A 25,783-nucleotide genomic window follows, 5' to 3' on the forward strand; every position below is an offset into this window, starting at 1 on the left:
AATGAGCAGTACATCCCCCACCTGTTGCACACTCTTTAGATGAGGGGTAACTGCGCATTAAACTATAATTTCACTTTATTCAGCTTCTTGCTCTAATAAACGAATACCATTACCAGCTAAAAAGTGATCTGGCTGAACTTCAGTTGCTTTCTTAAATAAAGTAAGAGCTTTCTCGTTATTTTCTTCGAATACGTACGCAACACCTAAATTATAATACGCATCTGCATGCTCTTCATCCATTTCTAATACCTTTTCAAAATAAGGTTTCGCCTCTTGAATATGTTCTAGTCGCGCGAAGCAAAGTCCACATTGGAATACAGCTTCTACATCGTTTCCATCTAATTCAGTTGCTCTTTGTAAAAATGGCAATGCAAGACGATCATTTCCAAGTTGCACGTGTGTGATACCTAGCATAAATGTTACATCAGCTGATTGTAGTCCTGCTTGCATCGCTTGTTCAAATACAGCCTTTGCCTCTGCAAATTGCTCTTGGCCATAATATACATTTCCTAAACCATAATAAGCAGCCGCAGATTTATCATCTAATTCTAATGCACGTTTATAAAATAAAATTGCTCGTTCACTATCACCTAATACATCTAATAAATTCGCAAAGTTAATGTATCCAAGCGCATCTTTCGGATTTTCTTCAATTGCTTCCGTAAAGTTTTTAGCTGCTTCTTCCCAGTTTCCTTCTTGCATATATTGAATACCTGTTTCAAGTTTGTTTGACATGTCCTTCACCTCTACATCAAATTATAACAAAGAATGTATTTTTCAAGCGAACGAAAATTCGCTTTATGTAAAAGAAACCTCTAACCGCTAATCGGCAGAGGCTTCTTGTTCTATCCTAAATAATCTAATTTCTTACCACTACGATATACTTCATCAATTGTAGCACCGCCTAAGCACTCATCTCCATCATAGAAAACAACTGCTTGGCCTGGCGTAATCGCACGAATTGGCTCATCACAAAGAATACGAACTGTATTTTCATCAACGATTTGAACCGTTACTTTATTGTCTGCTTGACGATAACGGAATTTCGCTGTACATGTAAATTCTTTTTCCTTCGCTTTATTACTTACCCAGCCTACATTCGTAGCAATAACTTCATCACCATATAGAAGCTCGTTATGGAATCCTTGGTCAACATATAAAATGTTTTCTTTCAAGTTTTTTCCAACAGCAAACCACGGATCACCGTTACCACCAATACCAAGACCATGACGTTGTCCAATTGTATAGTACATTAAACCATCATGTTTCCCTTTCACTTCACCAGATAATGTTTGCATCACACCTGGTTGTGCTGGCAAATAGTTGCTTAAGAAATCTTTAAAGTTACGCTCACCGATGAAGCAAATACCTGTACTATCTTTCTTCGCCGCTGTCGCTAAACCAGCTTCCTTCGCCATTTCGCGAATTTGCGGTTTCTTTAATTCACCTAATGGGAACATTGTTTTTGATAATTGCTCTTGGCTTAATTGATTCAAGAAATATGTTTGGTCTTTATTATCATCAACGCCGCGAAGCATTTTATATTCGCCGTCCATATAAGCAACGCGTGCATAATGACCAGTTGCTACATAATCAGCACCAAGTGCAATTGCATGCTCTAAAAATGCTTTAAATTTAATTTCTTTGTTACACATTACATCTGGATTTGGTGTACGCCCAGCTCGGTACTCATCTAAAAAGTACGTAAATACTTTATCCCAATATTGTTTTTCAAAGTTTACTGCATAATACGGAATACCGATTTGGTTACACACTTCAATTACATCATTGTAATCTTCTGTTGCTGTGCAGACACCATTCTCATCTGTATCATCCCAGTTTTTCATAAAAATTCCGATTACATCATAACCTTGCTCTTTTAATAAAAGAGCTGCTACAGATGAATCGACGCCACCGGACATCCCGATGACAACGCGTGTTTCTTGAGGTAGTTTGTTCATCATGTCACCTCCCATGCTAATTTTGTGTTAATCGCTTCACGATTTTCACTGTTTCGTACGCAGCTTTTTCAATTTGCTCTTTCGTATTTCCAAGTCCGAAACTAAAGCGTACGGATGAACGTATTTGATCGGAGTCTTTTCCGAACATCGCTACTAATACATGTGATGGATCAATCGAACCAGCTGTACAAGCAGAACCACTTGATACTGCAATGCCAGCTAAGTCTAAGTTTACAAGAAATGGTTCAATGTTCATTCCTGTAAAGTTTATATTCAACACATGCGGTAAGCGATATTCCAAGTTTCCGTTTACCTCGAAATGAATGTCCTCATTTTTGAAGACAGATACCATTATATCTTTAAACTCTTCATATTGGGCATTTTTTTGCTCACGAGTTTTTTCAGCTAGCAAAACTGCATGTTGAAGTCCGGCAATACTAGGTACATTTTCAGTACCAGCACGACGCTTTCTTTCTTGCTCCCCACCTGTTAATAACGGTTCAAATTTCACATCTGTACTAGCATACAAAAATCCTACACCTTTTGGACCGTTAATTTTATGCGCTGACATTGATAATAGGTCAATCCCAAATTCTTTCACATCAATTGCTACTAAACCGTAAGCTTGTACAGCATCTGTGTGGAAATATGCTTGATGTTCTTTTAACAGCTTTCCTATTTCCGCAATTGGTTGTACTGTTCCTACCTCATTATTTCCAAACATAATAGATACAAGAATTGTCTCACTTGTTAACGCTGCTTCTACATCAGAAACTTGAACACGCCCAGTTTCATCGACAGGTAAATACGTCACTTCAAACCCTTCACGCTCTAAAACTTCACATGTATGCAAAATCGCATGATGTTCAATTTGCGTTGTAATAATGTGGTTACCTTTATGACGATTCGCGCGCGCTACACCTATAAGTGCTAAATTATCAGCTTCTGTACCACCGCTCGTAAATATAATTTCATTTGGATTTGCATGAATGCTACGTGCACACACACGTCTCGCCTCATCTACCGCATGGCGCGTTTGACGCCCATAAAAATGAATACTAGACGGATTTCCAAATATTTCTGTCATATATGGAATCATCTTTTCGACCACTTCTGGGTGAGTCGGAGATGTCGCAGCATGATCTAAGTAAATGCGTTCCATTAAATCTCCTTCTTTCCAAATCGTTTCACAAGGAATTAAATGTAAAACATATAGCCCCCATGATTTTCTTCCTCATAACGTACTAAATCTTCTAAAGTTGTACTATCTAATACTTCTTGCACCGCATCACGAACACGCATCCATAATTGGCGTTGTGCAGGTTCTTCTTCCTCTATCATTTCTACAACACTAATTGGCCCCTCTAGTACACGGATTACATCCCCAGCTGTAATGTTAGCCGGCTGATCAGATAATACATATCCACCGTATGCACCACGCGTACTCTTTACAAGTCGAGCGTTACGAAGCGGCGAAATTAATTGCTCTAAATAATGCTCAGATAAGTCATGTGCCTGCGCAATTGATTTTAATGAAATTGGACCTTCACCAAACTTTTTTGCAAGGTCGATCATAATTGTTAAGCCGTAACGGCCTTTTGTTGAAATCTTCATCTATTTTGCACCTCTTTTCAAATTTTCACTTCTATTGGTTATATCTTTATTCGTAAAAGAACACAATTTAAAATCCTATGAAATTATAGCATAATATAGTATTATAAGAAATTTCAACTTGTGTAACAAAATGATAACATAAAATCACATTGAAAAACTCGGGAATTATTACAATTGAAAGAAAAATAAGAATATTTAATATTAATATACAAATAACACCGCAATATATTTCAATTTTCCACATAAAAAATGATACGATACAATGAGATTACATATTAAGGGAGACGGTCAAAATGAAACAACCACTCGCACATCGAATGCGTCCAACAACGATTCAAGACATTATTGGACAACAGCATTTAGTTGGTGAAGGAAAGATTTTATGGCGGATGGTCCAAGCAAACCATTTTCAATCAATGATTTTATACGGTCCTCCAGGCACAGGAAAAACATCGATTGCAAGCGCAATTGCAGGAAGTACCGGAACGCCGTTTCGCCTCTTAAACGCTGTTACTCATAATAAAAAAGATATGGAAGTTGTCGTACAAGAAGCAAAAATGCATCGCCATCTCGTTTTAATTTTGGATGAAGTTCACAGGTTAGATAAAGCGAAGCAAGACTTTCTATTACCTCATTTAGAAAGCGGACTCCTTACTTTAATCGGTGCGACGACAAGCAATCCGTTCCATGCTATCAATTCTGCTATACGAAGCCGTTGTCAAATTTTCGAATTACACGCATTAACAGAAGATGATATTTTAATTGGTTTAAAACGAGCGCTTGAAGATAAAGAAAAAGGACTTGGAGAATATGATGTCATTGTCACAGAGGAAGCTCTCCTTCATTTCGCAAATGCCTCGGGCGGTGATATGCGCTCAGCTTACAATGCACTTGAACTTGCTGTTTTATCTAGCTTTACTACAGACGACCAAGCGGCTGAAATCACACTCGAAATCGCTGAAGAATGTTTACAGAAAAAGAGTTTTGTTCACGACAAAGGTGGCGATGCTCACTATGACGTTTTATCTGCTTTTCAAAAATCAGTACGCGGAAGTGATGTGAACGCCGCACTTCATTATTTAGCACGTCTTATTGAAGCAGGTGACTTACAAAGCATTGGTAGACGTCTTCTTATTATGGCATATGAAGATATCGGGCTTGCAAGTCCACAAGCTGGCCCACGTACACTTGCAGCGATTGAGTCGGCTGAACGAGTGGGATTCCCAGAGGCACGCATACCACTTGCAAATGCTGTTATCGAGCTTTGCCTATCACCGAAATCAAATTCGGCCTATAAAGCACTCGATGCCGCACTTCACGATTTACGTAATGGCCAAACAGGTGATATTCCAAGTCATTTAAAAGATAGTCACTATAAAGGTGCCGAATCACTTGGAAGAGGCATTGGATACTTATATCCACACGATCATCCAAACGGCTGGGTACAACAACAATACTTACCCGATAAAATAAAAAACAAGCAATATTATAAACCGAAAACGACAGGGAAATTTGAACAAGCGTTGTCTACCGTTTATGAAAGATTACAAAGTTCGCATAAAACGAAGAATAAAGGGTAATATAAGCGAAAACGTCACCATTACGGAGGCTTCGCTTATGAAAACACGTCAAGATGCATGGACAAAAGAAGACGATCTCCTTTTAGCAGAAACTGTTTTACGACATATTCGCAGCGGAAGTACACAAATAAAAGCATTCGATGAAGTTGGCGATACATTAAACCGAACTTCAGCAGCTTGTGGATTTAGATGGAATGCTGAAGTAAGACCAAATTATGAAGATGCGGTACAACTTGCAAAAAAACAACGTAAAGAATTAAAGCGTTCGGAAGCTAAAATAGAAAAAGAGCAGTTCTCACAAACGAAACAACTCGTAATCGATGCCGAGTTTTCAGAAGATATTACGCCAAATAAACAAGATCTTACAATGCAAAATGTCATCTCATTTTTGCAAAACTTGGAGTACAATAATCCTTCACTCACAAAGTTACAAACTGAAAATGACGTATTACGAGATCAGCTCACTTCCCTGCAAAATACGAATAATGAACTTGAAGCAAAATTAGCTGTTCTCACAAAAAAACAACAAGCAATCGAAGAAGATTATGCAATGCTTGTTAGAATTATGGATCGTGCTCGAAAACTTGTTTCAGTCGAAGAACAGGAGGAGCAGATTGCTCCGATTTTCAAGACTGATCAAAATGGAAATTTAGATATTATATATTCAGCAGAAAATTGAAATAATCCCCACCTAATATTACATGGTGGGGATTATTTTTTGTGCATTTAAACTACAATAAGGTAAAATATAACTTTTATATTTTTATAACCCTAATGATGTGTATTATCGAAAGGAGAGATGAGCTATTTCATTACCAATTTTCAAAATAACACTTGGGATTCTTGTCTTACTTTTAGGATTTTTCACTATTAGAAACTTAAAACAGACTTCCTCATACAAGTCAGACAAATTCGATAATTATCTATTATTTTTAACTGCTTTCGAAGCTATCACATTACCAATATGGATATTTTTTAAAAATTTTTTATACAAATTAAAAAGCGCATACTCCTCATGGAATATGCGCTTTTGTTTTTTATTCTTGCCCTACACGCTTCACTTCTACGTTTTTAATACGTTCACGTACAACATGACTCGCCATAATTAAACCAGCCACAGATGGTACGAACGCATTTGAAGAAGGTGGTAATTTCGCTTTACGAATTTTTGCATTTTCGTCTGGTACGATTTCTTTACGTACCTCTTCACGAATTACGATTGGGTTTTCGTCAGAGAAGACAACTTTTACACCTTTTTTAATACCGTCTTTACGAAGCTTCGTACGAATTACTTTCGCAATTGGATCTGTGTGTGTTTTAGAAATGTCCGCAATACGGAAACGAGTTGGGTCCATTTTATTTGCCGCACCCATACATGAGATAATTTTAATTTTACGACGTAAACATTGTTTAATTAAATGAATTTTGAACGTAATCGTATCAGATGCATCTACTACGAAATCTAAACCGTGTTTAAAGAACTCTTCATATGTTTCATCTGTATAAAACATTTCTAGTCCAATTACTTCACATTCCGGATTAATGTCTGCAATACGCTCTTTCATTAATTCTACTTTTGAACGTCCTACAGTAGATACTAAAGCGTGAATTTGACGGTTGACGTTTGTAATATCTACAACGTCTTTATCAACCAATACAAGACGTCCTACGCCAGAACGCGCTAACGCTTCTGCCGAAAATGACCCTACTCCGCCAATTCCTAAAATACCGACTGTACTATTTTTTAATATTTCAAGGCCCTCTTTTCCGAAGGCTAATTCATTACGTGAAAATTGATGTAACATTCAGCTCTACACTCCTATTACAAAAATGGTCTACCATGTATTCTAGCGTTTTTCCGACTATTTGTATAGAAAAAGTTATAGAATTCCTAAAAATACATATTTCAAAAATGAAAGCACCTTGTAAACCGGACTTTTTAAACAACCTCTTCAATATACGTTTAAAAAGGAGGATTTAGAGAACCGAGCAGATCGAGGCGCTGAAGCCAGGAGGAGCGCAGTGTAGCTTTTCTACTCGAGCACCGGACTGGCGAAGCAACGATGAGATGCGACCGTTATCTAAACCGGACTTTTTAAACAACCTCTCAAAAAAAGTCTAGACGGCTATAGTATAACCATCTAGACTTCATTCTTACTTCTCTTCTTTCAAGCTCAATTTTAAGTTTAACTCTTCAAGCTGAGCTTCTGCAACTGGGCTTGGAGCTTCTGTTAATAGACAGCTTGCGCTTGCTGTTTTCGGGAATGCAATTGTATCACGAAGGTTTGTACGACCCGCAAGTAACATAACAAGACGGTCTAAACCTAATGCGATTCCGCCGTGTGGTGGTGTACCGTATTCGAATGCTTCTAATAAGAATCCGAATTGCTCTTGCGCTTCTTCTTGTGAGAATCCAAGCGCTTTGAACATTTTCTCTTGTACGTCACGCTCGTAAATACGAAGTGATCCACCACCAAGCTCATAACCGTTTAATACAAGGTCATATGCTTGTGCACGCGCTTTTTCTGGTGCTGTTTCTAGTAGTTCAACATCTTCACGGAATGGCATTGTGAATGGATGGTGAGCTGCGAAGTAACGATCTGCATCTTCATCGTACTCAAGAAGTGGCCAATCAGTTACCCATAGGAAGTTAAATTTACTTTCGTCAATTAACTCAAGTTCTTTACCTAGACGTAAACGAAGTGCACCTAAGCTATCTGCAACAACGCTCTTCTTATCTGCTACGAATAGTAATAAGTCGCCAGCATTAGCTTCTAATGTACTCATTAACACGTTTGCATCTTCTTCACCGAAGAATTTTGCAATCGGTCCTTTTAAGCCGTCTTCTTCAACTTTAAGCCAAGCTAGACCTTTTGCACCGTATACTTTTGCAAATTCAGTTAATGCATCGATGTCTTTACGAGAGTATTTGCTCGCTGCACCTTTTGCGTTAATTGCTTTTACTTGTCCGCCGCTTTCTACAGCACTTGTAAATACTTTAAATCCACAACCTGCTGCAAATTCAGATAGGTCGGTTAGTTCCATCTCAAAGCGTGTATCTGGCTTATCAGATCCAAAGCGAGCCATTGCATCAGCATAAGTCATACGAGGGAACGGCGCGTTAATTTCTACACCTTTCGCATCCTTCATAACTTTCGTCATCATGCGCTCCATCATATCTAAAATTTCCTCTTGTGTTAAGAATGAAGCTTCGATATCGATTTGTGTGAATTCCGGTTGACGGTCCGCACGTAAATCTTCGTCACGGAAACAACGTGCTACTTGATAGTAACGCTCAAATCCACCGACCATAAGAAGCTGTTTAAATAGCTGCGGTGATTGAGGTAATGCGTAAAATTCACCATCATGAACACGGCTTGGTACTAAATAGTCACGAGCTCCTTCTGGTGTGCTCTTCGTTAAAATTGGTGTTTCAACTTCTAAGAACTCTTCGGTATCTAAGAAGTTACGAATTGTTTTTGTTACGTCATGACGCATTTTGAATGTGTTGAACATTACAGGACGACGTAAGTCTAAGTAACGATATTTTAAACGCACATCTTCTGATGCATCCGTATCATCAGCAATAATGATTGGCGTTGTTTTCGCTGCGTTTAATACGTTTACTTTCGTTGCTTGTACTTCAATACGACCAGTTGCCATATTGTCATTAATTGCGCCTTCACCACGCTCAACAACTGTACCTTCTACGTGTAATACGTATTCGCTACGAATTGTTTCTGCTACTTCTAGCGCTTCTTTTGATGTTTCTGGGTTAAATACAACTTGCACGATACCTGTACGGTCACGTAAGTCAATAAAGATTAATCCACCTAAGTCACGGCGTTTTTGTACCCAACCTTTTAATTGAACTGTTTGTCCAACCGCTTCTACTGTTACTTTTCCACATGCATGTGTTCTTTCAGCCACTGTAAGTTCCCCCTATATTAATTTCTCTGCTACGTATGAAGCAAATACATCTAATGCTACTTCTTCTTGTCCGCCAGTTGCCATATCTTTTAAGTTAATGATACCTTTATCTAGCTCATCTTCTCCTAATACAGCTACATATTTCGCATTTAAACGATCTGCTGATTTAAATTGTGCTTTCATTTTGCGATCTAAATAATCTTTTTCAACTGATAATCCAGCTTTACGAAGATCAAACGCAATTTTCGCAGCATGGTCTTTCGCTTTTTCACCAAGCGCTACAACGTAACAATCAATACTATGTTCAATTGGCAACTCAATATTTTCAGCTTTCAGTGCCATAATTAAACGCTCAATACTCATCGCAAAACCGATACCTGGCATCTCCGGCCCACCGATTTCTTGCACAAGTCCGTTATAACGGCCACCGCCACTTAATGTTGTGATAGCACCGAAACCTTCTGCCTCACTCATAATTTCAAAAACAGTGTGTTGATAGTAGTCTAAACCACGTACTAAGTTCGGATCTTTTTCAAATGGTACATCCATCATCGTTAATAGTTCTTGAACTTTGTCGTAGTATACTGCTGAATCTTCGTTTAAATATTCTGTAATAGATGGTGCCGTAGCCATTAATTCATGATTACGGTCCTTCTTACAGTCTAAAATACGAAGAGGATTCTTTTCTAAACGAGATTGGCAATCAGAACAGAACTCACCGATACGAGGCTCAAAATGAGCAATTAATGCATCACGGTGTGCTTGACGGCTCGCTGCATCACCTAAGCTGTTTAATACAACTTTAATATTTTTTAAGCCCATGCCGCGGTAAAACTCTACAGCAAGTGCAATTACTTCTGCATCAATTGCAGGATCGTTACTGCCGATTGCTTCAATACCGAATTGTACGAATTGACGATAGCGACCTGCTTGTGGTCTTTCGTAACGGAACATTTGACCGATATAGTATAATTTCGTTGGTTGTGTTGCATCACCGAACATTTTATTTTCAACATAAGAACGTACAACAGGTGCAGTACCTTCTGGACGTAATGTTAAACTACGCTCTCCACGGTCTTGGAATGAATACATTTCTTTTTGTACGATATCTGTCGTATCACCTACACCGCGTAAAAATAGCTCTGTGTGTTCAAAAATTGGTGTACGAATTTCTTTATAATTGTAACGACGGCAAATTTCGCGCGCTTGCCCTTCGATATACTGCCATAACTCTACACTACCTGGAAGAATATCTTGCGTTCCGCGTGGGATTTGAATAGACATATTCAGTTCCTCCTCAAATTGTTTTAATCTTAATAAAAATAAAAAAACTCCCGCCTCTACTGTTTGAACAGTAGGGACGAGAGTATTATACCCGTGGTGCCACCCTAATTGAAGCACGTATGCTTCCACTTTTTTAATAACGCTTAAATTTGCGTTCATCTCTACTAAGCATATACACCTTTCGAGTTGAAACCTACAGAGTGTCATTCAATCAGTCATCATGTAGAAATGTTTTCAGCCTAGGACATTTCTTCTCTTTCCATGTGTGTCTCATTTACTCTTCTCTATCAACGGCTATATTCATATGTAAATATAAAATTACTATACGTTTGTTGCGTAGGATTGTCAAGTGCTCTAAGAGCGTTCAATTTGCTTCTTTAGACGCTTTACATCTTGTAGTGAAATTCCGAACTCAGAAGCGAGTTCCATTGAAGTATTGTTTTGCTCTTTTGAAATAAAATCATGAAAATTCACGTTAAACAGTTGATTTGCACCATTTGTAACAGAATGTCCTTTTTCATTCATACGCATACGTATATCCCTCACATTCAATATGGATGTTTTACTTTTTATTGTTCCATATTGATGAGATAGTTATACATAACTGAAACAGCTATTGATTCCAAACAAACATTAGAATTCGATTAACAATAATAACAATAGCTAATCCACTCGCCAGTATAGGATGCTTCAAATGATACAATGCTGCAACGCCTAATCCAAAAACGGTAATCTCTAATAGAACGTGTAGAGTGCCATGAAGTTCCCACTCTGCATTGGGCGCCCCAAATAGCCCCCATATAACAGCCACAACAACCGGAAGAATTACAGAAAGCATAAGTTTTACAACCGGTATTTCTCCTATACGAAATCCCCAGTACCCAATAATCCCAAGAATGCATAACTCTAACATAAAGCGCAAAGCTATATTGAATTCTTGAATCATGATACACCTTCTTCTACTTTTATTCCCCTTCACAATCATCCTATGATAAATCAACAAAACATACAACAATGTATGAAAAAGAGAGGATTATATAATCCTCTCTTCTCGGGCAACACTATTTACTTTCTACAATTAAGGTCACCGGACCATCATTGATTAAAGAAACGTCCATCATTGCTCCGAACTTCCCTGTTTCTACATGCAATCCTTGTTTGCGAACTTCTTCATTAAAGAAATCGTATAAACGCTCTGCATAGTCAGGCTTCGCAGCATCCATAAAGTTTGGACGTCTTCCTTTACGGCAATCTCCGTATAATGTGAATTGCGAAATTGATAGAACTTGTCCTTCTACATCAAGTACTGAATGGTTCATCTTTCCGCTCTCATCTTCAAAAATACGTAGGTTTGCAATTTTTTCTGCAATATAAGTTGCATCTTTTTCTGTATCTTCATGCGTAATGCCAACTAGCAATGTTAGACCGAATGGAATTTGCCCTACAATCTCACCATCTACTGTGACAGACGCTTCCTTTGATCGTTGTAAAACAACTCTCATCTTCCTACACTCCCTATTAATGCATCATGCGTCGTACTGCATAAATTTCCGGAACACGTTTAATGCGCTCCACTACTTTTTTCAAGTGTTGTAAGTTACGAATCGAGATTGACATATTAATTGTCGCCATCTTATTACGGTCACTTCTACCAGAAACAGCTGAAATGTACGTTTTCGTCTCTGTAACAGCTTGCAATACTTCATTTAATAAACCACGGCGATCGTAACCTGAAATTTCAATATCAACGTTATACTCAATTTCTTTTTCAGGACTACCTTCCCACTCTACTTCTAATAAACGTTCTACAGCTTCTTCTGTATGAACATTTACACAATCACGACGGTGAATCGATACGCCTCGGCCTTTCGTAATATACCCAACGATATCATCGCCCGGAACTGGGTTACAGCATTTTGATAAACGAATTAATAAATTATCCGCACCACTTACTTTAACGCCAGAATCCCATTTTCGAATTTTCATCGGTTTACGAACTTCTTTAACTTCGACGATTTCTTCTTCTTCGCGTTGTTTGCGGAACTTGTCCGTTAGTCGCGTAACAATTTGTGATGCAGTGATGCCATTATATCCAACTGCCGCAAACATATCCTCTTCATTTGCAAAGTTGAATTTCTCAGCAACACGTTTTAAATTGTCAGGAGCTAATACTTCTTTCATCTCATACTCTAAGCCACGCACTTCTTTTTCAACAAGTTCACGGCCTTTTTCAATATTTTCGTCTCTACGTTGTTTCTTAAAGAATTGACGTATTTTATTTTTCGCATGAGATGTTTGAGCAAGTTTCACCCAATCTTGACTTGGGCCATACGAATGTTTCGATGTTAAAATTTCAATGATGTCACCCGTTTTTAATTTATAATCAAGTGTCACCATTTTCCCATTTACTTTTGCACCAATTGTTTTGTTTCCAATTTCCGAATGGACACGATATGCAAAATCAATCGGAACAGATCCAAGAGGTAATTCCATTACATCGCCTTTCGGTGTAAAGACGAATACCATGTCAGAGAATAAATCAATTTTTAATGACTCCATAAATTCTTCAGCATTAGAAGCTTCATTTTGCCATTCTAATATTTGACGGAACCATGTTAGTTTCTTCTCTAGTGTACCCGTTGTTTCTGCTGTTTTTCCTTCTTTATACGCCCAATGTGCCGCAATCCCGAATTCTGCAATTTCGTGCATTTCTTTCGTACGAATTTGCACTTCAAGTGGATCACCTTTCGGCCCAATTACAGTCGTATGAAGAGATTGATATAGATTTGCTTTCGGCATTGCAATATAATCTTTGAAACGACCTGGCATCGGCTTCCAGCACGTATGAATAATTCCAAGCACCGCATAACAATCTTTAATACTGTTTACAACGACGCGTACAGCTAGTAAATCATAAATTTCATTGAACTGTTTGTTTTGCAGTGCCATTTTACGATAAATACTGTAAATATGCTTTGGTCTTCCAGAAATCTCAGGTTGAATTGCAACTTCTTTTAATTTCTCACGAATACCAGTCATTACTTCATCTAAATATTCTTCACGCTCTGCACGTTTACGCTTCATTAAATTTACAATACGATAATATTGTTGCGGATTTAAATAGCGAAGTGACGTATCCTCTAGCTCCCATTTAATAGTACTAATTCCGAGTCTATGTGCTAAAGGTGCAAAGATTTCTAACGTTTCATTTGCAATGCGACGCTGCTTCTCTTGAGGCAAATGTTTCAATGTACGCATGTTATGAAGACGATCAGCTAGTTTAATTAAAATAACTCGAATATCTTGAGCCATTGCAATAAACATTTTGCGATGGTTTTCTGCTTGTTGCTGTTCATGGGATTTATATTTAATCTTTCCAAGCTTTGTAACACCATCGACAAGCATAGCGATTTCTTTATTAAATTCCCGTTCAATATCTTCTAATGTAATTTCTGTATCTTCCACTACATCATGCAAGAAACCTGCCGATACTGTAGATGGATCCATGTGTAAATCAACTAAAATACCTGCAACTTGAATTGGGTGAATAATATATGGTTCACCCGATTTTCTATATTGTTCGCTATGTGCATCACGCGCATATTCATAGGCACGTGCCACTAGCTCAATATCTTCATCCGCTAAATATTGACTTGCTTTCTCGAGTACCTGTTCAGCTGTTAGTACTTGCTCATTTGCCATCGAATCACCTTTTATTGAAAATTGACTTTATCTTTATTGAATAGAATAGAATAAATTATATTCTATCATTATAACCCAATGATTGTGAATTGTGAAAAGGAAAAGATTTTACTGACATTTCACCATATTTTTTGTGCAATTATACAAAAGTACCCGTTCCTCTCCAAGAGATTCACGGGTACTTTTTATCACCGTAGTTTCACCTATATAATGATTAGTATTTTTCTAATACTAATACATCGTAACCATCTAACATTTTACGACCATCTAAGTAAGTAAGCTCTACTAAGAATGCAATTCCTGCTACAACTCCGCCAAGTTCTTCAACTAGTTTAATTGTCGCTTCGATCGTTCCACCTGTAGCTAATAGGTCATCTGTAATTAATACACGTTGACCTGGCTTAATTGCATCTTTATGGATTGTTAAAACATCTGTTCCATATTCTTTACCGTAGTCAACTGTAATTACTTCACGTGGTAATTTCCCTAATTTACGAACTGGTGCGAAACCTACTTCTAATGCATAAGAAACTGGGCAACCGATAATAAAACCACGTGCTTCTGGTCCTACTACAACATCAATGTCTCTTTTTTTTGCATAAGCAACGATTTCATCTGTTGCTGCTTTGTATGCTTTTCCGTCGTTCATTAAAGGTGTAATGTCTTTGAACACAATACCTTCTTTCGGATAATCTGGTACAATTGCGATATGTTGCTTGAAATCCATATTTCTGAATCCTCCTCAGATATAAAAGGTTTGTAAATACAAATCCTTTACCATAACTGTTCTACTTATTTATGATTACGAATCGCTTCAAACCATGTATATAGTTGCTGATATGTGCTATAAACCAATTCTTTCTCTAATTGTAAGTGGTTCATTTTCTCACGATATGTGTTCGATTCAATTAAATCACGCTTTTGTTTTTTGTCTGCCATAAAAATGACACCGTCTTTTATTGTAACAAATTCTAACTCAAAAAACACCTGTGTCATGAAATTTACTGTATCTTTTGACCAACCTTTATGACGACACAATTGTTCCCCATATTGCCTTAAAGAAAATGGAGCTTTTTGGTTCAAGAAAGAATAGTACCATTTAAAGTGTTCCCTCGTTGGGACTGTACTAAATAAATGATTATTCTCTTGATAAAATAGTGTATAAATCCGGGAAGGGAATCCTGTCTTAAATAAATCACGTAATTCATCTGTTCCTTTCGGTAAATCAAGTAACACAATGTATTGATCATCTAAATGACTTACCTCTGATGCATGCACGAGCTGTTCTTTATAGTCTTCTAAAGCAAATTTATTCAATACCTCTTCAGAAAAATACACCATTATTATTTTTTCTTTCGGAAGTTCTGCTAAATTCGCTTCTACATTACGCATACTACGCCAGTCAAATAATTGCCATGCCTCTACAGCAATATCTTGCACCATTAATTGCGGCTTTTTAAAGTTATTCCATTCATTAATAGACGCTTCTCCTACTACAGAAACCTTCGCAACCGGAGAGATTTCTTTCGCATAAGCACCGAATCCAAATCCAATTGTGTCCAGTGTTGCTTGTCCATCACGAAGAGCCATTTTCAAATGAGATCCATCAGATCCGATTGCACGAATACTTTCTAAGTCAGCGTTTTTCACCGCAATACGTGGTTTCGGATTTCCTACGCCAAATGGCGCTAACTTTTGCATATCCTCAATCGCGGCAAGCGTTACATCCTCTACTTTACAAAATGCATCCACTGCTGTAATCGGAATAAAATCTTCTTCTGTTAAAATTACATCTGCTTGCTCATTTAATCGCCTTCTTAATTCATCCACATCATTCATATGAAGCGTCATTCCCGCCGCCATCGGATGGCCTCCGAAATGCGGTAACAGTTCACGGCAATCTGAAAGGTTTGCAAACAAATCAAACCCTGCAATACTACGAGCTGATCCCTTTGCTGTTTCTTTATGAGGATCAATACTTAATACAATCGTTGGACGGTAAAAACGTTCAACTAACTTAGAAGCGACTATTCCAATTACCCCTGGATTCCAACCTTCTTTCGCAAGAACTAATACTTTATTTTCTTCTGGCGGGAATTTATTTTCGACTTCAGCGATAGCTTCTTCTGTAATTTGCTTTACAATATCTTTTCGAAGTTTGTTCAGCTCATCAATCTCTTCAGCTAGCTCTTTCGCTTCCTCTGGATCGTCCGATAATAAAAGGTGAACAGCAGGTGCTGCATCTTCTAAACGTCCAACGGCATTAATACGCGGCGCAAGCGAGAAGCCAATACTTTCTTCTGTAATTTCACTTTGCGAAACGTTAGCAACTTTAAATAACGCCTTTAAACCGATATTTCGCGTCATTCGCATATGCTTCAGTCCACGCTGTACTAGCAATCTATTTTCACCGTGAAGTGATACTAAATCGGCTACCGTACCGATTACTGCAATTTCCAACAAATGCTCCGGCACACGACCTAAAAGTGCATGTGCAACTTTAAATGCAACACCAACACCCGCTAAATAATGAAACGGATAAACACCGCCCTCTAATTTCGGATGAATAATCGCAAGTGCTTCTGGTAATTCTGGTGGTGGCTCATGGTGATCTGTAATAATAAGATCTATTCCAAGTTCCTTCGCTACCTTCGCTTCATGTACCGCTGCGATACCAGTATCGACAGTAATAATTAGCGAGAACCCTGCACTGTGCGCCCAACGAAACGCTTCTTCATTTGGCCCATAGCCTTCGGTAAAACGATTTGGAATATAAAACTCAACATCTGCACCTAATTCTTGAAGAGCAAGATATAACACAGTCGTACTACTTACTCCGTCCGCATCATAATCACCAAATATTAATATTTGTTCTCCATTTTGAATTGCTTGTTTTACACGTTCTACTGTTCTATCCATTCCTTCTAATAAAAGTGGATCATGAAATTCTTGATTTTCTGTATTTAAAAAATCTACAATCTTATCTTCTGTATCCAATCCTCTACCGAGGAATAACGAAACAACAAGAGGTGATAATTGCAATTTACTTGCTAATTCACTCACTCGCTCTTCACTATATTCTTTTTCTTTCCAACGCGTCTTCGGTTGTAACACGAAATCACCCCTTAACCTATCCATTATACAAGACAGATTAAGGGGTGACAATATAATGCAAACAACGAGTGGATATCTACATAATCAAATATCTACTATACTCAATTTGGAGAATACGGATTAATATGTACAAAAACATTTTGTACGTTATCTTGTTTCATAAGTACTTCTTTTACATGTTTTCCAATGCGATGTCCTTCCTCTACAGTGATATAAGGATCTACAGATACTTTAATATCAACAATTACATAATGACCATGTTCCCTCGCATATAAAGATCCGATTTTTTTCACACCTTCCACTTGAAGAACTGCCTCTCTAAGCGGAACAACATCTTCTTCATGAAGAACATGATCGAGCGTTGCATGAATAGCTTCCGCTCCAATATCCCACGCCATCTTCGCAACGAGAAGTGAAACAAATAATCCTGCAATAGGATCAGCATATACAAGCCAATCTATACCTAACTTACCGCCGATAATAGCTGCACAAATGCCGATTAAAGCTGCAATTGAAGAAAACACATCAGAACGATGCTCATATGCATTTGCGATAATTGCATCACTATTTATACGTTTCCCTAATCGGAATTTATACTGAAACATTCCTTCTTTTACTACAATCGAAAGAACGACAGCAAAAATCGTAATTCCTTTTGGTGGTTCTAATTCTTGCGAAAAAGCTTTTATAGACGAGATCGCTATCTCCAGTCCAACAATAAATAATAATACCGCAACAATAATCGCTGAAATCGATTCCGCTTTACCGTGACCGTACGGATGATCTTCATCAGGCGGTTGCTTCGCCGCTCGCAATCCAAAAAGTACAGCTAACGAGCCAATTACATCCGATCCAGAATGCACCGCATCCGCTAAAAGCGCCTTACTGTTTCCAATGTAACCAATTACCGCTTTTACAATCGCTAATATAATATTACCAACGATTCCGACAATAGCACCAAACTCGGCCTGTTTAAAACGTTCATCTTTTTCCATAATTAAAATCCCTTCTTTTCTTAACCTATCGTTTTATCCCGCTTTAACGGGCAGTAAGACTCCCACCTCAAAATCCGGCGAATACGAGGAAGTTAGGTGGGAGATTAACTGCCCGTAAAAGCCCGATTGGTGAAGGCTAATAATCAGTGGGGGATGACCCACCCCACTGATTAAAGTTTCACTTTATGATAACAAAACTAAAGACCTCTCCACCACTTTCTTCCATTTATTCTTTTTTAAAAGACGCTACATTATTGTATCCAGAAACGAAAAAAGAGATGCCCCATAAAAGGACATCATCTTTTTTATATATTTTCATTTTTACACTTGCGGTTCAGTTACTGATTTTTCTACTTTTTTATTTCCTTTACCCTTTTTCAAACGACGGTTTTCAAGCATTAACCAAATTTGAGAAGCAACGAAAATAGAAGAGTACGTACCTACAACTAATCCAATTAATAATGCAAGTGAGAAATTACGCAGTGATTCACTACCGAAAATAAGTAGTGCAATTACTGGGAACAACACTGTTAACACTGTATTAATTGAACGACCAATTGTTTGACGAATACTTGCGTTTACGATTTCTTCTAAATCTTTTATATCACGAACTCGTTTTTTCTGTTTGTATAACTCACGGTTTCTATCGAACGTAACGATTGAGTCATTGATAGAATAACCGATAATTGTTAACACAGCAGCGATAAACGTTAAGTCTACCTCTATTTGGAAAAGACTAAATATAACAATCATAACGAATGCATCGTGTAATAATGCGATTACTGCAGATACTGCGTACGTAAGGCGGAAACGAATACTTACGTATAAAACGATTACTGCAGAAGCAATTAATACTGCGATAAATGCATTTCGCGCAATTTCTTTCCCTATTGTCGGCGAAACTGTACTTACGTTTGGATCTGTACCATATTTATCGTGGAAGAATGTTTTTGTTTTCGCAATTTCATCTTTTGATAGAACGCCTAATGTACGAACTGCGAAACCTTTATTATCATTACCAGTCGGTACAATATTTTCTTCTTTCACATCAATCTTCAGTTCGTTGAAATCTTTATGAACGTCAGACACAGTAAGTGCTTGTTTTGATTGCAAGTCAATACGTGTACCACTTTCAAAGTCAATACCAAGATTCATTTTGAAAATCGGTAATATAATTGCTCCAGCAATAACGACTACAATTGAGAATAAGAAGAATTTATGACCGATATTTACGAAGTTAATACGATCAAATTTCGTCGGTGGATGTACTACACCTTTTGTTAATGGAATAATATCCTTTTCCTTAACACCAAAATAAGATGGCTTTTTATCGAAGTAACGGCTCTTTACAAGTAAACCTAGTAAGAAACGAGTACCGAATACGTTTGTAATAAAACCAACTAAAATACTTACGATTAAACTTGTTGCGAAACCTTTTACAGAGCTGTTACCGTAAGCGAATAATACACCAGCTGCTGCAATTGTTGTAATGTTCGCATCTAAAATTGTTGATAATGAACGATGGTTACCAGCACGAAATGCCGACATCATCGACTTACCAATTTTCAGTTCTTCCTTTAATCTCTCGTACGTAATGATATTCGCATCAACTGCGATACCAACCCCGAGCACTAATGCCGCAATACCTGGCAACGTAAGAACTGCATGCATCCAGTTAAAGACTAGTAATGTAACGAAAATGTATAAACCTAACATAATAACCGCTACAAGTCCTGGTAGACGGTAGAATACAAGCATGAATAAGAAGATAATAGCAATACCGATCGCACTAGCGAAAATCGTTTGCTCTAATGCTTGTTGTCCAAATTTCGCTCCAACAGATGTTGAATACATTTCTTTTAAATCAACAGGAAGTGCTCCTGCATTTAATAAAGATGAAAGTTGTTTCGCACTTTCAACTGTGAAGTTTCCACCTACGATAGATACTTCAGCTTGATTAAATACTTGGTTTACTGTTGCTGCTGATAAAAACTTCGGGTTCGGTTTTGCAGATTCTGCTTTATATGAATCTTTTCCTTCTTCAAAATCAAGCCAAATTACCATTAAATTCGTTGGTGGTGGCATTTTTGAAATCTTTTCAGTTACTTCACGGAACTTTTCAGCGCTTTTTAATGTAAGACCTACGCTCGCACGGCCTTGCTCATCAAATGTTTGCTTCGCTCCGCCGCCTTTTAAATCCGTTCCATCCATAAGAAGATTGTCATTCACATCACGGAATGTTAATTTCGCTTGTGTTGATAACATTTCACGTGCTTTTTGCTGATCTTGTACACCAGCAAGCTGGACACGGATTCGATTTTCTCCTTCGATTTGAATGTTCGGCTCACTTACACCGAGAACATTGACACGATTCTCAAGAGCACCTACTGTACTTACAAGTGCATTATGATCGATTTTATCACCTTTTTTGGCTGGTTTTACTTCATACAGAATTTCAAAACCACCGCGAAGGTCTAGTCCTAGACTAATTCCTTTTGCTATGTCTTTTCCTGCCGCACCAATTACTCCACCAATTAATAAAACGATGAGGAAAAAGGCGGCAATTCTTGTACCACGCTTTGCCATATGTACCCTCTTTCTGCTACTAACAGATTCCATACATCACTTGATTCACTTGCAATAAGCAAATCTCTATACCTATATGCTTGTCTAGTTAGTAGACTTCCTTTCTGTAAAATACATGTGTTTCTTGCTAGGTCATCACTAGCTGTGTCGGTAAGACCTACGTAATACCTACACTTTCATTATTTTTTCTCTTCACTACCTCCTTTATATATAATCTTAGACATAATTATTTCCTCTTTATCAATACCTATCATTATACTGCAAAAGGAAGAACAAACCAATTGCAGTCGGTTATTTATTTTCATATTCATCAAACGACCAAAGTGGCGCTTGATATGCTTCAACAGTTAAATAATTCATATATTCATTAGTACTTACTCTTAATACATCATTTACTAATTCATATAATCTAACATCGCTGTCTATCTTTTTCCACTTTTTCACCTTAAGAAATTTCCAGATATCATTATCTGTCACCCGGTCGTAACCGAACATTCGAAACTCTTCTACTTTACTTTCTAAAACGACTTGTAACTGTCCGCGGTATGATTCTACCAAATCTTCTTTTTCTAACATACGTAACATCTCCTTATAGTTTCAGCACGAAAAGTCGCTTTTAATCCCGCTCTAATGGACAGTAATAACTACTTTCAAGAGCATTATCATACTCCACTCTCTTAAATGCTTGTCATTCTTGTCTCATACGTGCATATAAATTATTGTAAATCATTCCACTGATTTTGAGAAGGTAGGAGAGGACCATGACGAAACAAAGCTTTTTAAAAGGTGCATTTATTTTAATGATAGCCGGTTTTATCACAAAAATCCTTGGGTTTATTAACCGCATTGTAATGGCACGTATTTTAGGAGAAGAAGGCGTTGGCCTTTATATGATGGCTGTTCCCACCTTTATTTTAGCAATTACATTAACACAAATCGGCCTTCCTGTTGCGATTGCAAAATTTGTAGCAGAAGCGGAAGCAGTGAACGATAAACAAAGGGTTAAAAAAATATTAACTGTCTCGCTGGCAGTTACATCCGTTATTAGTATCATTTTAACAATTGCGATTATGCTAATCACACCTATTTTAGCAAAAACATTATTAACAGATGAAAGAACATACTATCCATTAATGGCCATTTTACCTGTCGTCCCTGTTATTGCAGTTTCTTCTGTTTTACGTGGTTACTTCCAAGGGAAACAAAATATGAAACCAAGCGCTTATGCCCAAGTTTTAGAGCAAGTCGTCCGCATTACCATTATCGCTGTATGCATTCGTTTATTTTTACCTTATGGCGTAGAATATGCTGCAGCCGGTGCCATGCTATCAGCTGTTCTTGGCGAAGTTGCATCTTTATTATTTTTACTTACTTTATTCCAACGTGAAAAACATTTATCTATACGCTCTGGATTTTTCACTACTGTAAAGGAGAGCAAAAATACATTTTATTCCCTTATGGACATTGCACTCCCAACTACAGGAAGCCGTTTAATTGGTTCCGTTTCTTATTTTTTTGAACCTATCGTCGTTATGCAAAGCTTAGCGATTGCTGGAGTCGCTGCTTCTGTCGCAACTCAGCAATACGGTATATTAAACGGTTATGCGTTCCCACTTCTATCACTGCCAGCCTTTATTACATATGCTCTTTCTACAGCACTTGTCCCATCAATTAGCGAGGCAATGGCAAAGAGGCAACACAAATTAGTGGAACACCGATTACAACAAGCCCTTCGAATCTCATTAATTACTGGTGGATGGTCAGTCGTAATATTATACGTATTTGCTTCTCCTATTTTAACTCTCATGTACGGATCAGACAGCGCGACAGCGTTCATCCAACTTCTTGCGCCTTGCTTTTTATTTCATTATTTCCAAAGTCCTCTTACATCTGTGTTGCAAGCTTTAAATTTAGCACGAGCCGCTATGATGAACACATTTATTGGAGCCATCGTAAAATTAATCGTTATTTTTGTACTTGCTTCACGGCCAGAGTTTCAAATGATGGGGGTTGCACTTGCTATCGCTGCAAATATAGTGACGGTAACATTCCTTCACTATGCTACTGTTTTAAAGAAGATTACATTTACGATTTACGCAAAAGACTATATTTTCGGTGGGATTGCTATCGGGATTGCTGGTGCTTTCGGTTTTTATCTTCATACGCATATCGTTTTTTCTCATTCACTTGGCGTACAAACATTATGGGAGATCACCTTAACAACCATCGTTTATATTGTTCTCCTCTTCGTTTTCAAAATCATTCGAAAAGAAGAGTTAAGTCGACTCCCTATCATTCGTAAACTTTCATTTTTAAAGTAAAGTGAAACTTTAGTCAGTGGGGGGCATCCCCCACTGATTATTAGCCCGCACCAATCGGGCTTACCATTCAAAATGGTAAGCCTCTAATTTTCTTTCAAATCAACAAAAAATTGTCCATTTTGAAAACTACAATATAAAATCTGTTTCACATCTTTATAACCTAAGTTATTCAATTTTTCAACGAGCCATTCATCTGTATGCTCAATCATTTGCAAATGATGGTATTGAATTTCTCCATCAATAATTAGTGGGAGTGTAAAAATTGGTGTATCATTTTTACTCTTTTTACTTTTTTGTTTTTGAAAGACAGATAACTTCCCAGTTGGTTCTAAAATAGCGTATTCTACATCACGTACATCTCCGACTCCTTGCTCCCGTAGTTGCATCATTAAATCATCTATGCTATATCGCTGCTTCCGCATCTTTTTTTCATCAATTTTACCTGCATTTACAAGAATAGCCGGCTCCCCTTCTATTAAATGCCGAAAACGTTGAAACTTTAATGAAATGACTGACAAAATGATTTGTATACACATAAGAAAAGTCATTGGAACTAATTGATGCCAAAGTGACTTATCTGTATTTTCAATTGCCACTACAGCCATTTCACCGAGCATAATGAATACAACTAAATCTAATACACTTAATTCTCCAATTTCACGTTTACCCATAAGACGAAAAATAATTAAAATGATTATATACAACAGCATTGTTCGTCCAATTATTGATACCCATTCCATTTCTACATCTCCTTTTTTACTTATAGGCTCCCCCACAAAAAAGAAACTAGTCTAACTTAAACAAAATGAAAATATGCTTGTATTAAAAAGGGGGAATGCATAATGGATGGAACGAAAAAATTATCAACTGCAATTGGCTTTGGTATTATCACCCTATTAATTCTCGCATCTATTACAAGTATGATTATGGCTCTTTTATTAAAATTCACTAATATTGGCGAAGAGACATTAGCGGTTACCATTTTTATACTAGCTCTTCTATCTACTCTCATATCCGGATTTGCAGCTGGTAAAAAGGCAAAAGGAAAAGGATGGTTAGTCGGCCTCACAACAGGACTCACATTCACTCTTCTCGTCTTTCTCGTTAACTATTTAGGCTTCTCTCAAACTTTATCGAACTCACAGTTACTCTACCAATTGGCATTAATGGGTGCGAGTACACTCGGAGGTATTTTCGGTGTAAATATGTCAAAACAAAATAATTAAAAAAGGCCCTGCACATTTCATGCAGGGCCTTCATCATTAGTTTTTCACAACTTCACGAATCGCATTGCGATCGAAAGTTAAGTGTGAACCACCAGATTTAATAACGATTTTCGTTTCATCTACTGATTCGATTGTACCGTGTAAACCACCGATTGTTACGATAGCATCACCTTTTGCTAACTCGCTTTGCATTTGAGCAACTGCTTTTTGACGTTTTTGTTGCGGGCGAATTAATAAGAAATAGAAAATCGCAAACATCGCAACGATCATAACGATATTCATCATACCTGGATTCATCTTTTGTTCCTCCTTTTAAATTATGTATTAGAAGTTTTTAGCATTCGGTTTATTAAAGCCATACTGTTCAAAGAACTCTTCGCGGAAATCGCCAAGACGGTCTTCACGAATAGCTTGTCTCACCTGCTCCATTAAGTTTAACAGAAAATGAAGGTTGTGATAAGACGTTAAACGAATTCCGAACGTTTCATCACATTTCATTAAGTGACGAATGTACGCACGAGAGTAATTTTTACATGTGTAGCAATCACAGTTAGGATCAAGCGGACCGAAATCTCTAGCAAATTTCGCGTTTTTCACAACTAAGCGACCTTCACTTGTCATACATGTACCATTTCGGGCAATACGAGTTGGAAGTACGCAGTCGAACATATCAATACCACGAATCGCACCATCAATTAATGAGTCAGGAGAACCTACTCCCATTAAGTAACGTGGCTTATTATCTGGAAGAAGTGGTGTTGTAAATTCAAGTACACGGTTCATAATATCTTTTGGCTCTCCAACAGATAAACCACCTACAGCGTAACCAGGGAAGTCCATTGAAACAAGATCTTTCGCACTTTGACGACGAAGCTCTTCAAACTCTCCGCCCTGTACAATACCGAATAAACCTTGGTCTTGTGGACGCTCATGTGCCTTTAGACAACGCTCTGCCCAACGGCTTGTACGCTCTACAGACTTTTTCATATATTCAAAAGTAGCTGGGAACGGTGGACACTCGTCAAATGCCATCATGATATCTGAACCTAATGCATTTTGAATTTCCATCGCTTTTTCTGGTGATAAGAATAATTTATCTCCATTTAAGTGATTACGGAAATGAACGCCTTCCTCTTCAATACGGCGGAAGTCACTTAAACTGAATACTTGGAAACCACCTGAATCCGTTAAGATTGCACGGTCCCAGTTCATAAATTTATGCAAACCGCCTGCTTCACGAACAATCTCGTGACCTGGGCGTAGCCATAAATGATACGTATTACTTAAAATAATACCAGAATCCATCGCTTTTAATTCTTCTGGTGACATCGTTTTAACTGTTGCAAGTGTACCAACTGGCATAAATGTCGGTGTATCAAATGAACCGTGTGGCGTATGCACACGTCCTAAACGCGCACCCGTTTGTTTACAAGTTTTAATAAATTCATAACGAATTGCTGTCATAATTTA

Annotated in this window: 23 protein-coding genes and 1 other annotated feature; of the genes, 4 read left to right on the plus strand and 19 right to left on the minus strand. The window is 37.6% G+C overall.

Features of this window, described 5'->3' with window-relative positions; all coding sequences use genetic code 11:
* Nucleotides 1-75: 75 nt before the first annotated feature.
* The 4 genes from MR109_RS04585 to cymR all read right to left on the minus strand — a co-directional run bounded on the left by MR109_RS04585 (nt 76) and on the right by cymR (nt 3,575).
* The gene (locus tag MR109_RS04585) at nt 76-735 is read right to left on the minus strand and encodes a tetratricopeptide repeat protein (protein WP_048372324.1); all 660 of its coding nucleotides are present in this window, start codon (nt 733-735) and stop codon (nt 76-78) included.
* 110 nt (nt 736-845) lie between these two features.
* A complete protein-coding gene (gene mnmA / locus MR109_RS04590) occupies nt 846-1,961 on the minus strand; it encodes a tRNA 2-thiouridine(34) synthase MnmA (RefSeq protein ID WP_002173573.1) in 1,116 nt (371 codons plus the stop codon).
* 16 nt (nt 1,962-1,977) lie between these two features.
* Nucleotides 1,978-3,123: a cysteine desulfurase family protein gene (locus MR109_RS04595; RefSeq protein ID WP_242271187.1), complete on the minus strand. Its 1,146-nt coding sequence runs from the start codon at nt 3,121-3,123 to the stop codon at nt 1,978-1,980.
* Between the two features lie 35 nt (nt 3,124-3,158).
* On the minus strand, nt 3,159-3,575 hold the full coding sequence (gene cymR, locus MR109_RS04600; RefSeq protein WP_000704116.1) for a cysteine metabolism transcriptional regulator CymR: 417 nt from the start codon (nt 3,573-3,575) through the stop codon (nt 3,159-3,161).
* A gap of 293 nt (nt 3,576-3,868) precedes the next feature.
* Here cymR and MR109_RS04605 point away from each other — a divergent pair, with 293 nt between their 5' ends.
* Nucleotides 3,869-5,155: a replication-associated recombination protein A gene (locus MR109_RS04605; RefSeq protein ID WP_025147352.1), complete on the plus strand. Its 1,287-nt coding sequence runs from the start codon at nt 3,869-3,871 to the stop codon at nt 5,153-5,155.
* A 37-nt stretch (nt 5,156-5,192) separates the two neighbouring features.
* Nucleotides 5,193-5,834 carry an RsfA family transcriptional regulator gene (locus MR109_RS04610; protein ID WP_071718560.1) on the plus strand — a complete coding sequence of 214 codons (642 nt, stop codon included), beginning with the start codon at nt 5,193-5,195 and terminating at the stop codon, nt 5,832-5,834.
* A gap of 358 nt (nt 5,835-6,192) precedes the next feature.
* Here the strand turns inward: MR109_RS04610 and MR109_RS04615 are convergent, their stop codons facing one another.
* The 12 genes from MR109_RS04615 to MR109_RS04670 form a co-directional block, all read right to left on the minus strand.
* The gene (locus MR109_RS04615) at nt 6,193-6,960 is read right to left on the minus strand and encodes a tRNA threonylcarbamoyladenosine dehydratase (RefSeq protein WP_000903181.1); all 768 of its coding nucleotides are present in this window, start codon (nt 6,958-6,960) and stop codon (nt 6,193-6,195) included.
* Nucleotides 6,961-7,309: 349 nt separating this feature from the next.
* Complete coding sequence (gene aspS, locus MR109_RS04620) at nt 7,310-9,085, minus strand: aspartate--tRNA ligase (RefSeq protein WP_242271188.1); 1,776 nt, start codon at nt 9,083-9,085, stop codon at nt 7,310-7,312.
* Nucleotides 9,086-9,097: 12 nt separating this feature from the next.
* Nucleotides 9,098-10,369, minus strand: a complete 1,272-nt coding sequence (gene hisS, locus MR109_RS04625) for a histidine--tRNA ligase (RefSeq protein ID WP_033719450.1) — start codon at nt 10,367-10,369, stop codon at nt 9,098-9,100.
* Nucleotides 10,370-10,438: 69 nt separating this feature from the next.
* Nucleotides 10,439-10,669 (minus strand) — a binding site (T-box leader).
* 54 nt (nt 10,670-10,723) lie between these two features.
* On the minus strand, nt 10,724-10,900 hold the full coding sequence (locus MR109_RS04630) for a hypothetical protein (RefSeq protein ID WP_001242605.1): 177 nt from the start codon (nt 10,898-10,900) through the stop codon (nt 10,724-10,726).
* Between the two features lie 82 nt (nt 10,901-10,982).
* Complete coding sequence (locus MR109_RS04635; protein WP_242271189.1) at nt 10,983-11,315, minus strand: YrdB family protein; 333 nt, start codon at nt 11,313-11,315, stop codon at nt 10,983-10,985.
* A gap of 115 nt (nt 11,316-11,430) precedes the next feature.
* Nucleotides 11,431-11,871: a D-tyrosyl-tRNA(Tyr) deacylase gene (locus tag MR109_RS04640; protein WP_001266956.1), complete on the minus strand. Its 441-nt coding sequence runs from the start codon at nt 11,869-11,871 to the stop codon at nt 11,431-11,433.
* A gap of 16 nt (nt 11,872-11,887) precedes the next feature.
* The gene (gene relA / locus MR109_RS04645) at nt 11,888-14,071 is read right to left on the minus strand and encodes a GTP diphosphokinase (RefSeq protein WP_071718556.1); all 2,184 of its coding nucleotides are present in this window, start codon (nt 14,069-14,071) and stop codon (nt 11,888-11,890) included.
* 214 nt (nt 14,072-14,285) lie between these two features.
* The gene (locus tag MR109_RS04650; protein WP_002173582.1) at nt 14,286-14,798 is read right to left on the minus strand and encodes an adenine phosphoribosyltransferase; all 513 of its coding nucleotides are present in this window, start codon (nt 14,796-14,798) and stop codon (nt 14,286-14,288) included.
* 65 nt (nt 14,799-14,863) lie between these two features.
* Complete coding sequence (gene recJ / locus MR109_RS04655; protein WP_242271190.1) at nt 14,864-17,185, minus strand: single-stranded-DNA-specific exonuclease RecJ; 2,322 nt, start codon at nt 17,183-17,185, stop codon at nt 14,864-14,866.
* A gap of 101 nt (nt 17,186-17,286) precedes the next feature.
* Nucleotides 17,287-18,180 carry a cation diffusion facilitator family transporter gene (locus MR109_RS04660; protein WP_048372342.1) on the minus strand — a complete coding sequence of 298 codons (894 nt, stop codon included), beginning with the start codon at nt 18,178-18,180 and terminating at the stop codon, nt 17,287-17,289.
* Between the two features lie 321 nt (nt 18,181-18,501).
* The gene (secDF, locus tag MR109_RS04665; protein WP_242271191.1) at nt 18,502-20,766 is read right to left on the minus strand and encodes a protein translocase subunit SecDF; all 2,265 of its coding nucleotides are present in this window, start codon (nt 20,764-20,766) and stop codon (nt 18,502-18,504) included.
* Between the two features lie 291 nt (nt 20,767-21,057).
* Entirely contained in the window at nt 21,058-21,342 is a 285-nt protein-coding gene (locus MR109_RS04670; RefSeq protein WP_025151214.1) for a post-transcriptional regulator, read from the minus strand.
* Nucleotides 21,343-21,527: 185 nt separating this feature from the next.
* Here MR109_RS04670 and spoVB point away from each other — a divergent pair, with 185 nt between their 5' ends.
* The gene (gene spoVB / locus MR109_RS04675) at nt 21,528-23,087 is read left to right on the plus strand and encodes a stage V sporulation protein B (RefSeq protein ID WP_098303751.1); all 1,560 of its coding nucleotides are present in this window, start codon (nt 21,528-21,530) and stop codon (nt 23,085-23,087) included.
* 83 nt (nt 23,088-23,170) lie between these two features.
* Here spoVB and MR109_RS04680 read toward each other — a convergent pair whose 3' ends face one another.
* The gene (locus MR109_RS04680; RefSeq protein ID WP_048372352.1) at nt 23,171-23,827 is read right to left on the minus strand and encodes a DUF421 domain-containing protein; all 657 of its coding nucleotides are present in this window, start codon (nt 23,825-23,827) and stop codon (nt 23,171-23,173) included.
* Nucleotides 23,828-23,929: 102 nt separating this feature from the next.
* Here MR109_RS04680 and MR109_RS04685 point away from each other — a divergent pair, with 102 nt between their 5' ends.
* Complete coding sequence (locus tag MR109_RS04685; RefSeq protein WP_242271192.1) at nt 23,930-24,313, plus strand: TIGR04086 family membrane protein; 384 nt, start codon at nt 23,930-23,932, stop codon at nt 24,311-24,313.
* A gap of 36 nt (nt 24,314-24,349) precedes the next feature.
* Here MR109_RS04685 and yajC read toward each other — a convergent pair whose 3' ends face one another.
* Both yajC and tgt read right to left on the minus strand, forming a co-directional pair.
* Nucleotides 24,350-24,610 (minus strand): preprotein translocase subunit YajC, encoded by a 261-nt coding sequence (gene yajC / locus MR109_RS04690; RefSeq protein ID WP_001068065.1) that lies wholly within the window; start codon nt 24,608-24,610, stop codon nt 24,350-24,352.
* Between the two features lie 27 nt (nt 24,611-24,637).
* Nucleotides 24,638-25,777: a tRNA guanosine(34) transglycosylase Tgt gene (tgt, locus tag MR109_RS04695; RefSeq protein ID WP_000125372.1), complete on the minus strand. Its 1,140-nt coding sequence runs from the start codon at nt 25,775-25,777 to the stop codon at nt 24,638-24,640.
* Nucleotides 25,778-25,783: the final 6 nt, after the last annotated feature.

Origin of the sequence: Bacillus cereus group sp. BfR-BA-01310 (assembly GCF_022664325.1) — a bacterium.
GTDB lineage: Bacteria > Bacillota > Bacilli > Bacillales > Bacillaceae_G > Bacillus_A > Bacillus_A paramycoides.